Annotated in this window: 8 protein-coding genes; 1 reads left to right on the forward strand and 7 read right to left on the reverse strand. The window is 58.8% G+C overall.

Annotated features, from left to right (window positions below):
* Positions 1 to 48 precede the first annotated feature (48 nt).
* Positions 49 to 1,080 (forward strand): ThiF family adenylyltransferase, encoded by a 1,032-nt coding sequence (locus HFP54_RS20495; protein WP_235952109.1) that lies wholly within the window; start codon positions 49 to 51, stop codon positions 1,078 to 1,080.
* Positions 1,081 to 1,227: 147 nt separating this feature from the next.
* On the opposite strand, the gene HFP54_RS20500 is transcribed toward HFP54_RS20495, so the two are convergent.
* The 7 genes from HFP54_RS20500 to HFP54_RS20530 form a co-directional block, all read right to left on the reverse strand.
* Positions 1,228 to 3,801, reverse strand: a complete 2,574-nt coding sequence (locus HFP54_RS20500) for an ATP-dependent Clp protease ATP-binding subunit (RefSeq protein WP_146416392.1) — start codon at positions 3,799 to 3,801, stop codon at positions 1,228 to 1,230.
* Between the two features lie 246 nt (positions 3,802 to 4,047).
* On the reverse strand, positions 4,048 to 4,605 hold the full coding sequence (locus HFP54_RS20505; protein WP_145292515.1) for a tetratricopeptide repeat protein: 558 nt from the start codon (positions 4,603 to 4,605) through the stop codon (positions 4,048 to 4,050).
* A gap of 92 nt (positions 4,606 to 4,697) precedes the next feature.
* Positions 4,698 to 5,642, reverse strand: coding sequence for a DNA integrity scanning protein DisA nucleotide-binding domain protein (locus HFP54_RS20510; protein ID WP_146416393.1), 945 nt, complete (start codon positions 5,640 to 5,642; stop codon positions 4,698 to 4,700).
* Positions 5,643 to 5,754: 112 nt separating this feature from the next.
* Complete coding sequence (locus tag HFP54_RS20515) at positions 5,755 to 6,894, reverse strand: acetate/propionate family kinase (RefSeq protein WP_168566595.1); 1,140 nt, start codon at positions 6,892 to 6,894, stop codon at positions 5,755 to 5,757.
* Positions 6,891 to 9,038 carry a phosphate acetyltransferase gene (gene pta, locus HFP54_RS20520; RefSeq protein ID WP_168566596.1) on the reverse strand — a complete coding sequence of 716 codons (2,148 nt, stop codon included), beginning with the start codon at positions 9,036 to 9,038 and terminating at the stop codon, positions 6,891 to 6,893. The genes HFP54_RS20515 and pta overlap by 4 nt, the downstream gene beginning before the upstream one ends.
* 5 nt (positions 9,039 to 9,043) lie before the next feature.
* A complete protein-coding gene (locus HFP54_RS20525) occupies positions 9,044 to 11,467 on the reverse strand; it encodes a hypothetical protein (RefSeq protein WP_168566597.1) in 2,424 nt (807 codons plus the stop codon).
* A 238-nt stretch (positions 11,468 to 11,705) separates the two neighbouring features.
* Positions 11,706 to 12,704: a ferredoxin family protein gene (locus HFP54_RS20530; RefSeq protein ID WP_168566598.1), complete on the reverse strand. Its 999-nt coding sequence runs from the start codon at positions 12,702 to 12,704 to the stop codon at positions 11,706 to 11,708.
* Positions 12,705 to 12,755: the final 51 nt, after the last annotated feature.

Genomic DNA, 12,755 nt, shown 5'->3' on the forward strand with positions numbered 1-12,755 from the left:
GAGCCGGCCGCAATCGAATTCCCGATATCCCCGCCGCGTGTAAGACTGTTGAATAGCCCCCGAGACCGATACGCCCGACAAATCCAGTTCGCCCCGATTGGCGATCAGGGACAACGTCGCATCGACGATTCGACGGTAGCGGTTGTGGGCTGCGGTGCCTTGGGCACGGTCGCAGCCGAATTGCTGGCGCGTGCGGGTGTCGGCCGATTGCGTCTGGTCGATCGCGATATTGTGGAATGGAGCAACCTGCAACGACAGTCCCTGTTTGACGAAAACGATGCCCGATCGGGATCGCCCAAAGCGGCGGCCGCAGCCGACCGATTGCAACGGATCAATTCGGAAATCCAAATCGAACCCCAAGTTGTCGATGTTTTGTCGGGCAACATCACCGGCGTACTCGACGGCGTTGATTTGGTCATCGATGCCTGTGACAACTTCGAACTACGTTTGCTGATCAATGATTGGTCACTGGAAAATGAAATCCCGTTCGTTCACGGTGGATGCGTTGGATCCGGCGGTCAGGTGCGTCTATTCGATGGAACCGGACGGCCGTGCTTTCGCTGCCTTGTTCGCGATCTTCCGCCGCCCGGTTCGGTTCAGACCTGCGACACGGCCGGTGTCTTGGGTGCGGCAACGCATCTGATTGCCAGCCTGCAGGCCGCCGAAGCGATCAAGTGGCTGGTCGGAAGTCGATCATCCATCCGCACGTCCGTGTTGTCGATTGATTTGTGGCAAAACAAAATTCGACAGGTCGATACATCGGAGATTGTTGATCCGCAGTGTCCGGCGTGTTTCGGAAAACGACGCGATTTCTTGAATGCCGACGCCAGGCCGCCGGCCGCTGCACTGTGTGGGCGCAAAAGCGTGCAAGTTCCGGCGCGTCAGGGAACGCGATTGGATCTTTCATCATTTGAATCGCGATGGCAAAACTTGGGCAGGGTTCAGTGCACGCCCTTTTTTGTTCGCCTTCATCTGGACGAATCCCAAAGTTTGACACTGTTTCGAGACGGCCGGGCCGTGATCAGCGGGACCCGCGACATCACGATTGCACGATCGCTGTACGATCGCTACGTGGGCTGATCCGGACGCTTTGCGAAACCCTGGCAAGTCCACGGGAAACCAACGCCGGCGGATCGATAAAGATCACACCAAAAAAAAGCGAGGCCACTGTGAGTGACCTCGCTCGCGATTGTTAGGCAAGTCTTGCCGTCGACTGGCAGCCGAACATCAGCTTTCGTCGTCCTGGGACTTATCGTCGTCGTTTCCGTCGCTGACGCCCGCGGCAACAGGTTCTTCGGTGGTTCCGCGTGTCTCACCCTTGAAGTCCAGCCGTGTGACCTTGCCGTCGTCGTTGCGGAACGCATCGACAATGATGGTGTCTTTGCCTTCGAAGGTTCCACGCAGCAATTCTTCGCCCAACGGATCTTCGATACGTTGTTCGATTGCACGACGCAGCGGACGGGCACCGTAATCCAGGTTGCTGCCCTTCTTGATCAAGAATTCCTTGGCATCGTCGGTCAATTCCAACGCCAAGCCGCGTTCGAGCAATCGTTCGCGTACCTTGGCCAGTTCGTAATCGATGACCAGCTTCAGGTCCTTCTTCTCCAAGTGACGGAAGATGATCGTATCGTCCAACCGGTTTAGGAATTCCGGTCGGAAGACGCGTTCGATCTTGTCCATCACGCGTGACTTCATTGATTCGAAGTTCGCATCGCCGTCGGGACGTTGGAATCCCAGCGACTGTTCGTTCTTGATCGCTTCGGCACCGGCGTTGGTCGTCATGATCAAAATGGTGTTGCGGAAATCGACGTTGCGACCGAACGAATCGGTCAGCCGGCCTTCTTCCATCACTTGCAACAACATGTTGAAGACGTCCGGGTGTGCTTTTTCGATTTCATCGAACAACACGACCGCGTAGGGACGACGACGGATCTTTTCTGTCAGCTGGCCGCCTTCTTCGTATCCCACGAATCCGGGAGGCGCCCCGATCAATCGGCTGACGTTGTGCTTTTCCATGTATTCGGACATGTCGATATGGATCAGCGCCTCGGAGTCACCGAACATGTATTCGGCGAGCGCCTTGGCCAGCAACGTTTTACCGACACCGGTGGGACCGGCGAAGATGAACGAACCGGTGGGCCGTTTCGGATCTTTCAATCCACTGCGGCTGCGACGGACGGCTTTGGCGATGGCCGAAACCGCAGCGTCTTGGCTGACCACACGTTTGTGCAGTTCGTCTTCCATCCGCAACAAACGCAGGCTGTCCTCGGTCGACAATCGCGTCAACGGAATACCGGTCATCTTGCTGACGACTTCCGCAATGACTTCTTCGTCGACGACGCCATCGGTCTGTTGTGACTTCTCGCGCCACTCTTGCGTGATCTGATCTTTCTTCTTGCGAAGTTTCTCTGCTTGATCCCGCAGATTGGCGGCTTTTTCAAAGTCTTGATTGGCGACCGCGTCTTCCTTTTCCTTGTTCAGCTTTTCGACTTCCTCGTCGATCTCCTTCAAGTCTGGCGGACGGGTCATCGTTCGCAACCGCACCCGCGCCCCGGCTTCGTCGATCACGTCGATCGCTTTGTCGGGCAGGCAACGGGCGGTGATGTAGCGTTCGGACATTTCGACCGCGGCGACGACGGCGTCATCAGTGAACTGGACGCGGTGGTGTTCTTCGTACCGTTCGCGAAGTCCCTTGATGATCTCGATCGTTTCCGCCTTGCCGGTCGGTTCGACCATGATTTCTTGGAAACGTCGCGCCAGCGCGTTGTCCTTTTCGATGTACTTTCGATACTCATCCAGCGTCGTCGCACCGATGCACTGAATTTCGCCTCGAGCCAAAGCCGGCTTCAGAACGTTGGCGGCATCGATTGCCCCTTCGGCACCACCGGCGCCGACCAGGGTGTGCAATTCGTCGATGAACAAGATGGTGTTCTTCACGCGACGGACTTCGGTCATCACGGCCTTGATCCGTTCCTCGAACTGACCGCGATACTTGGTCCCTGCGACCATCATCGCCAAGTCCAAGACGACGATCCGTTTGTCGGCCAAGATCTCGGGCACTTCGCCGCTGATGACACGTTGCGCAAAACCTTCGACGATCGCGGTTTTACCCACACCGGCTTCGCCTAGCAGAACCGGGTTGTTCTTGGTCCGTCGGCACAGAATTTGGATGGCGCGTTCGATTTCGCGTTCGCGACCGATGACCGGATCCAATTCGCTTTTCTTGGCCAGTTCGGTCAGGTCACGGCCGAAGCTGTCCAAAGCAGGCGTCTTGCTTTTGCCACTTTTGCTGCTGCTGCTGCCGCCGCTGCTTTCGCCTTCACCACCGCGGCCGCCACGTTCGCCGACTTCGGCACTGTCCAGGCCATGGCCCAGCAAGTTCAAGACTTCTTCGCGGACGTCTTCCAGCTTCAGACCCAAGTTCATCAGCACTTGGGCGGCGACGCCTTCTTGTTCGCGGAGCAGACCCAGCAGAATGTGCTCGGTACCCACGTAGCTGTGATTCAGGTTCCGAGCCTCTTCCATGGAGTACTCGATGACCTTCTTGGCCCGGGGCGTCTGCGGCAATTTGCCGACGGTGACCATTTCCGGCCCGCTTTGGACCAGTTTTTCCACTTCCAGACGGATCTTTCGCAGGTCAACTTCCAAATTCTTCAGGACGTTGGCGGCGACCCCGCTGCCTTCTTTCACCAAGCCCAGCAGGATGTGCTCGGTCCCGATGTATTCGTGGTTGAATCGCTGAGCCTCTTGATTGGCCAGTTGCATGACCTTTCGGGCTCGATCCGTAAATCGTTCGTACATGTTTTTCTCGTGATCCAGGTTGATCGAATGGCTGTCAATCTGGCGAATCGTTCGTCAAGGAATTGTTGTGTGAAGCAAACCGTAGGCCACACCACGCCGTGAATCCGCCACGATTCGGGTTCGCGGCGTCGAAACCCAGCCAAAAACCGTACTCCGTTCGATTTTTTCAACGGTTTTAGCGACTGGTCATGCGAACGCTGTTAGAGCCCCCCGGCCATGGCAACGATAACGATTTTACCGGTTATGCTAAACCGCTGGGATAGGTTCTTCGGCAGAACGAGCCAACCGACGGGCTTCGGCTGCCAATTCCAACCGCCAATTGTCGGCCACTTCGATCCGACGCATTTCTTCCAACAAAATCTCCGCCGACTCGACACGTCCGGTGTGACGATACACGCCGCACAGCATCAAAAGCGCCGGCGGATCCCTCGGTTCAATTGCTAGCGTTTGTGTCAACAAGGCTTCGGCACGCTCCCAGTCGCCCGCCAGATAGGCCGCGTGGGCTTCGCCGAATCGGTCCGGTTTCTCGGTGACTTCGCGGGGCACCAATCGCTCGGGCAGTTCCCGCAGGCTGCGTTGGACCCAAAAGCCCCAGACGATGATGGCGACCCAAAAACCGACGTGGATCAGGCCGCCGGACAACCATCCGGGGTACAAGAACTTGGCCACCAGAAACCAGTTCAGCGCGATCGCGAACACGATCGCCACGGGCAGCCCCGACAAGTGACCCCGCCACCACAAATCCGCCATCCCCGGCCAAAGGCAGGTGGCGTAGTGCGTCCAGCGTAGCGAGGTCCGTTTCATGACGACGACAGTAGCGTTTCCGTCGTCACGGTGGCAAGATTTGTTGTGAAACGCGGCCCGTGCCTGGGTTTGCCCAGCGGGGGCCAGACGTTTCAGTCGTCCCCGCCGGCTTGGGGCGGTTCGAACGAGAATTCCTGCCACTTGATCGCCTTGTTGGTCGGCACGATCTGCAGGATCAGAAAGCCGTTTTGGTACAGCCGGACGGTGCCGGTGCTTTGGCTGACGACCACCGACACGGCTTTGGTTTTCAGGGTGATCGCCGCGGCGGCCCAGTGACGCGACCCCAAACCTTTGGTCATCTTCAGGTCGTCATGGGAAACTTCCAGCATTTGACGACTGCGTTCGATGTAGCCGTCAGCCGAAACGATGAACGCACCATCCAACTGGGCGATTTCTTTGGCGTCTTCCTGGACCTTGGGATCCAACAGGTAACGGAACGACTTGTTGTAACCGCGATACGGGTCGACGCCGCTGTCGCTGGCATGTTCGATGACTTTGCGGGTGTCGCCGACGACGAACAAAGTCCCCACGGCTTTGCCCTCGCGACCTTCACGGCCGATGTCGACAGCCAGATCGACCACCGCTTTGATCGTTTTTAAGGGCACGCTGCTTTCGATCTGCTGCAGATCGCGGCTGGTGAACCGACGCATGCGTTCGTCCAGCTGCAGATAGCTGATCGAATCCAGACGGCCTTGCTGAAATCCGCTGTACACCGCGACGACGTCGCCGTTGGGCCGGATCACTTCGTCGGCGGCGGCTTCCAGCAGGGCTTCCTGCAAACGTTCCAACACCGGCGCCTTTTCTTTGTTCAACGCCAGAGGCACCAGCCCGGCTTCGGCGGCACCCTCCAAATCGGCCGGATCGTCGACGGCAACGATCACCGGCTTTTCGATATCGGCCACTAACCCGGCGATACGAATCCAGTCGGTCGAACCGTCCAACAGCAACAGTAACGCGTCACCATCGCGTTTGTTCAACAGTTCAACGCCGACCGCGATCATGGCCGCTGTTTGTTTGGTCAATCGTTGGGTCGGCATATCAGGTCGGTAAAAACGATCCGGTGGATGTATCGGCGCAGCGAATCACGGCGTACATGCCAGTGTAGGTGATCCCCCACGATCATAGAACGGACATCGGCCAGGATTCGCGTCATCGGCCGTCGATCACGTCGGCCGTCTGGCGGGCGATGGCCCATTCTTCGTCGGTCGGTACCACCAACGTCCGCACCGTGGCATCGTCGCCGGACAGGTCGATCGGCTGGACATCGGGTTTGGCCCAGGCGTTGACGGGTAGATCCATTCGCAGCCCCAAATGGTGCAAAGGTTCGACCACGCATCGCCGGATTTCCGCACTGTTTTCACCGATGCCCGCTGTAAATACCAACGCGTCCAATCCGCCCAGAACCGCAAAATACGAACCGACATATTTATGCAATCGCCGAACATAGATGTCGATCGCCAGTTTCGCGGACTCGTCATCATCGGTCGCCGCTTCCAACGCACGACGCATGTCGGCTTGGCCGCACAGCCCCAGCAACCCGCTTTCCTTGATCAGAACCCGTTCGACTTGGTCGACGGTCCAGCCGGCCGTTCGCATCAGATAGATCGGCACGCTGGGGTCAATGTCGCCGCAACGCGTGGCCATCACCAAACCTTCCAGCGGTGTCAGCCCCATCGACGTGTCGATCGCACGCCCGCCCTTCGACGCGGTCGCGCTGGCACCACCGCCCAAATGCAGCGTGATCACCTTGGCCGACGCCCGGTCGATGCCTTGGGCGGCCAGATGGTCCAACGCCAATCCGGTGACGTACTGATGCGACGTGCCGTGCATTCCATACTTTCGCACTCCGTGATCGACATACACCGAATCGGGAACCGCATAGCGATAGGCGACCGGTGGCAGGGTGGAAAAATACGCGGTGTCGAAGACCAACACCTGGGGAATCGACGCCGATGTCGTGGCGATGTGGTCGATCACCCGTCGAGCCGGCGGATTGTGCAGCGGCGCCAGCGGATCCAATTCGACCATGTCTGATCGGACTTGATCGGTCACACGTGTGGGTTCGGTAAAGCGATCACCACCTTGAACCACCCGATGTCCGATCGCCGCAAATTCGATGTCCGCATGTTTTTGCAACGCGTCTTGAACGGCGGTCATGTGATCGGGTGCATCGCCACCGTCTTGTCCGATTCGATCGATCAATCCTTCGGTCAGTCGTTCTCGTCGCTGTGTGTCAATGCAGGCATATTTCAACGTGGTGCTGCCCACGTTGACGACCAAAACGTTCATGGGGACGTGCCCGTTGGAATCGTTGTTGTTGAACTCGTGGCGTTTTCAGGAACCGATACGCTTTGCGCTTGAACCGCCGTGATGGCCACCGTGTTGACGATGTCGGCGACCGTACAACCACGCGAAAGATCATTCACCGGTTTGTTCAAACCTTGCAAGACCGGACCGATCGCGACGGCGCCGGCCGACCGCTGGACGGCCTTGTATGTGTTGTTTCCGGTATTCAAATCGGGAAAGACGAACACCGTTGCGCGTCCGGCGACTTGGCTGTCGGGCATCTTTTGGGCAGCCACACGCGGGTCGATCGCGGCGTCGTATTGCAGCGGACCTTCGACGGGCAATTCCGGACGTCGGCGGCGTAGCATTTCGGTGGCTTGTCGGACCCGATCGACGTCGGCGCCCTTCCCACTTTCACCGGTGGAATAAGACAGCATCGCCACGCGTGGTTCGATCCCGAACTGCGCCGCGGTGTCGGCACTACTGCTGGCGATTTCCACCAGTTCGTCGGCCGACGGATTGGGGATCACCGCACAATCGCCGTACACCAAAACGCTGTGACGCAGACACATCAAAAAGACACTGCTGACCACACCAACCCCGGGCCGCGTTTTGACAAACTCGAACGCGGGCCGAATCGTGTTGGCCGTCGTGTGGCGTGAACCACTGACCATGCCACCGGCCAACCCGCGGTGGACCAACATCGTCCCGAAATAGCTGACTTCGTGCATCCGGTCGCGGGCCACGTCCAAAGTGACCCCGCGGTCGCGACGCATTTGGAAGTAATCCTGCGAAAACTGTTCGTGCAGCGGGCTGTCGAACGGGTTGATGATCTCCACGCCTTCGTCGGGCAACGCCACGCCGGCGGCCACGGCCGCCGCTTGGATCTCCGCCGGATCGCCCAACAGGATCAGGTCGGCCACTTTACGGCGTCGCAGCACATCGACGGCTTGCAAGATCCGAGGTTCGGTGCCTTCGGGCAACACGATTCGCGTGTCGGCGGCGCGGGCCCGCTGGATCAGCGAGTATTCAAACAACAGCGGCGTGACCTTGAAGGCGACCGGTGCCTCCAATCGAGCGGCCAAGTCATCGTTGTCGATGTTCTGTTCAAACAGCCCGATGGCCGATTCAATCTTTCTTGGCGCGTGTTCACCGATTTCGGCGCGCACCTGGGATGCCTTTCTCGCCGCGGTGAACGTGTCGTCGGTCGTCATCAGGATCGGCAACCCGCACGCGTGACGGACCATGTCACGAATCGAATCGGGCGGCAGAATTCCGCCGGTCAAAACGACCCCCGCCGGCGCCGGACCTTCCGGCCGCAAACAGGACAGGGCACACCCGGCCAAGATGTCGCTGCGGTCGCCGGGGGTGATCACCAAACTGGACGGATAAATTCGCTCGGCAAAACTGGGCAACTGCATCGCCGCGACTTTCAAACGCGAGATCTCGCGATCCAACGTCACTTCGTCGCCGGAAAGCAACGTCGCGTCGATCCCTTTTTGAATCTCTCGGACCGTGGGGTGGCGCAGCAGCGCGACCTCGGGCAAGAAATACATCGGTGCTTGCGCGTCCAAGCCGGCATCGTGACAGGCTTGGCGTAGCCCGACGTCCATCTTGTCGGTCACCTGATTGACCACCGTCGCGACGATTTGCCCGCCGTGGTCGGTCAAGCTGTCGTTGCCGATGCGGATCGATTGCACGCAGTCTTCCACCGTGTCGTGCGACGCGGCATAGACGGGCATCAGGGCACAGCCCAAATTGATCGCGATGTCGGCATTGAGCTCGAACTCGATCTCCGGCACCAAGCCTTGGAAACTGGTGCCTTCGACGACCACGATGTCGGCGTTTTCCTCCAGCGTTTTGAACACCGCTTGGATCCGTTGAATCAGTCCGTCGTACTGATCCGCGGCCAACATCTGGCGGGCTTCGCGACGTGTCACGCCGGCCATCTGTGCCGGGGTCGTTTCCATGCGGTAACGCGCCCGCATCAATCGGATGCTTTGATCATCCTCAGCACTATGGCGGACGATCGGGCGAAAGAAAGCGACGCGATCAAAGCGTCGCATGGCCAGTTCCATCACGCCAAGAGCAACCATGCGTTTGCCGGTCGCATTGGCATTGGTCGCCAGATACAAGCTTTTAGGCATCTGTCTTATCGACGATATCGCCGATGGGTCGAACCATTGTTAGATCGTGCGACGGCACCATGTCGCCACGCTGGTCCTTCACGGTATACCCGATCGTAGAACATCGCCAGGGATCGCAGGGCGTGACCTTTTGGCCCGATGGACCATTCACGCTGGGGTTCGTTGCCGATTTCGGTGGCCAGGAATCGAACCGCGGCCAACAGTCGCGGGTTTTGGATTTCATGATCCGGTGTGGCGGTCAACAACCATTCGGTCATATGACCGGTGGTTTGAATCTTTCGATCCAGATCACCGTTGTCTTCACGACCGGAAAACCAATCGGTGCTGAAGGATCCGTCGCGGTTTTGAAGTTTGTAAGTGTAAGCCATGAAGTCTTGCACGAACTTGTCAGCCCGACGCCACTGCCCGGTGATGGGCAGTCCTTCGGCGCGACGCTTCCGCAAGGCGTGTGCAAAGCCCATCAAACGGTGTGTGCCACCACAGGCTTGACCGACGATCGGCTGCGACAATTCTTCCGCCAACAATCGCTCAAAATCCCAACGCTGGCCGTCATCGGAAACCCAGGTTGCATCGGTGCTCATGTAATGCAGCAAGCCGATCATGATGAACGTCAATTCCGTTCCCGACTTACACGACTTGGCTTCGCGTTGGACCAAGTCAGCGACCGTGTACTTTTTACCGCTGGCATACAGCGGATAAGTGTCGGGAACACCAGACAGGCCAAGGGTCATCAGGAATTGGCCGTCGTGTCCTTGCAGCCCCACACCATTGGTCGCCTCGATGCCGTTGGGCCCATCGACCAACAATCGCTGGCCACGACAGATATTGTTCCCCGCGACCCAAGCGATGGTGCTGTAATGTTTTTTGCCGACGCGGACTTTGGTATCCGGCCCGTACACCAACATCGCGTGAATCATGCCCCAGTTGCTGCGGCCGTCGGCGATCTCCGGTCGGTCATAAAAATACTTCAACACGCCCGCGATTCGCCCCTTCATCGACGCCGCGGTGCGGGTCAAACCGAAATCCTGTTTCGGATTTCCGGTGTAGTCCAGTTCGACTTGAGGGACTTCATCGACGTCCGATGGTGCGGCGGATGCCACCGATGGCGATTTGTCTTGCTGGTCGGCTTGAGGCGATGCGGCCTTCGAATCATGCGCGTCCAGATCCTTGACGTTCGCCTCGGTCAGTCCAGGTGATGTCTTCTGTTGCGTCGATCGGGCAATGCGAGGCGATTCGGACGAATCATCGCTGCGACGATCGACACGACGCGGGGCAACCGCCATTTTCTGATCCGCGTCTGCCGACGGACGTTGGTAATCGGGGTGCACCGATTCGGTGTGTCGACCCGAACGATCGATCTTCAACGAACGCACGGTGATGCCGCGTGCATTGCTGGATGACGCGACGGGTTCGTCGGCGGTCTCGGCTGGCTTTTTGGTCGTTGCCTGCGTTTCGCTGGCGACATCCCGCTGAGTTTCTTTGACCTGAACATCCGCCGATGGGTCGCCCAGTGATGGCACGGGCCGAAGCTGATCGGACGATGTATCCCGTTCAAGTTTGGGTTGGGTTTCCAGGTCCGCCGACGGAGTCGAATCCTGGGGTGATAACGTCGTTTCGTTTGCGACGTCCGGTTCTGCAAGATCCGGTTTCGCCAATTCAGGCTTCGTCACGGCCGGCATCGGACGGAAACGATCAGCCGACGGTGCGGCAGGTGTCGTTGCGATCGGAGCCGACGGTTGACGAGACCGAGCAACGGGATCGGTCAACGGGGCGATCCGGTTGATCGCTTCGCGGGCGACCCAGTTGGAATCGGGATCGACGCCGGCGTTCGGAACGACGCCGCGCTGCACGTTTCGCTGTACGGGTGCCGGTCGCTGAACGGGTGCTGATGGCTTCCGCGACGACGAATCGTTTGCAGGTGAATCAAGGCCACGATCCGATTCGGTCCGCAACGATGGCGGCAACCCATTGATCGGCTTGGGCTGAGACGCGGCGGCCGGGGCGTCCAACGACAGCGGACCAGGACGTGCTTCGCGCTGGTTGACCGGTTTCGCGGGGACCAACTTTTCGACGGTCGCCGAGGGACGGGCCGGTGCCAGATTCAGCGGACGCAGCTTGATCGACGATGCGGCCACCGATTTCGGCTGGCTCTTTTCAACCGATGCGGGCTCGGCCTGTGGTTCATCCGCTTTCGATTCGGCGGTCTGATCCTTAGGCGGCAACAGCTTCAACGCCGGCTCGATGGTTTCCACCGGCTCGTCCTGCCACGGCTTGTGTGCCTCGCGAATGCGCACTTGCACATTGGCCGGCCCCTGCAGTGTCAGTCCGCTCTCATCAGCCCGTGCCGTATCAGCCCCCCCGGCCATGGCGATCAGGCAAGCGAGGGCGGTTCGGCGGGCGGCACATTGGCGGCGGGTTCGCAGCGACACGGTGGGCTCCTAGGCGGATGATCAGACATCCTTCTCCATCGGAACACCGGCGCCAGAAGTTCACAGAAACGAATCGGCTAATGAACAGACATCGAGCCGTTTCGACCACACGGGGGAAAAACGCTTCACAGAGCGCGGAAAACGCACCGCAATGACAGTTTGGAAAAGCTGCGTCGTTTGCGAAATTTCGCCGTAGACAATGCCCATAGGGCATGAAACACGATCGTCGCGGCGATGGCTACAGATCCATGTCGTCCAAAGCGTCGATCAGATTGTCCAGACGATCCTTGGGCTGATTTTCCAAATCCGATTGCCGGCGTCGCAGTTGATCGTCGATCCCAATCGCATCTCGCCCGGCCAACAATAACTGCTCGTCACGTTCGCGGGCCGCTGTCGCGATCGGATCATCACCCTTGGCCGGTGCGCCAAACAATTGTGAAAGATCGATCTTGAACCCTTCATCGCCATCGGTCGGGGCGCCGGCGATCGCGGGGGCCTTGTGCTGAGGAAAGATGATGGCGTTCTCAGGGCACACGCGACTGCACGCCGGACAACCTTTGCGACAGTTGTCAGGCTGTTCGACCAAGATGGTTTCCGCACCGTCGACGCCATAGACGCCGAACAGACAAAAGTCGATGCACTCCATGCAATTGGTGCAGCGATCGAAATCGATCACGGGGTACCACCGACGTTTGGTCGGCTCGTCCACTTCGACAATCTTTCCGCCGACGATCGGCAGCCCCGCCGATTCCGGATCGGTCCGGCCAATCAATTCACGGATCCCGTCGACATATCGCCCGACATCTTTTCCGGTCTTCAAATCGACACAGTGGATGACGCGATCCGGACGCGGGTGCAATTCGGTGACTCGCGTGGGTTCGTCTTCGTCGTTCGACGGCGTGATCGCGACCGGTTCTGCGTCGCCGGACGCATCATCGTCGGCCAGAAATTCCTGGTATCGTCCGCGAATTTGATTCCGGTCCAACACCCAGTGCGCCGCACGCGGAAAGATCCAGGAGGCGATGATCAGATCGCCTTGGACCTCGGCCAATTCGCGATACGAATCGCTGTTGCGGGGCAAGTCGTACAGGTGCGGGACCACGATCACGCGTACGCCATCGATCTGCCCGGCCTGCTGCGCCAAAGCCTGTTCCAAACCACGCTTTTCCGGGTTTCGCGATTGGCCTTTGGATACAACGACCGTGATCGTTTGGGCGGAAGGTACAGCTGAGATCATGAAACTGATTGAATCGGGTTCGTCGATCGGGATGTTTTGCTGGGGTCGTTC

Source organism: Crateriforma spongiae, assembly GCF_012290005.1.
In the GTDB taxonomy this organism is placed as follows: domain Bacteria; phylum Planctomycetota; class Planctomycetia; order Pirellulales; family Pirellulaceae; genus Crateriforma; species Crateriforma spongiae.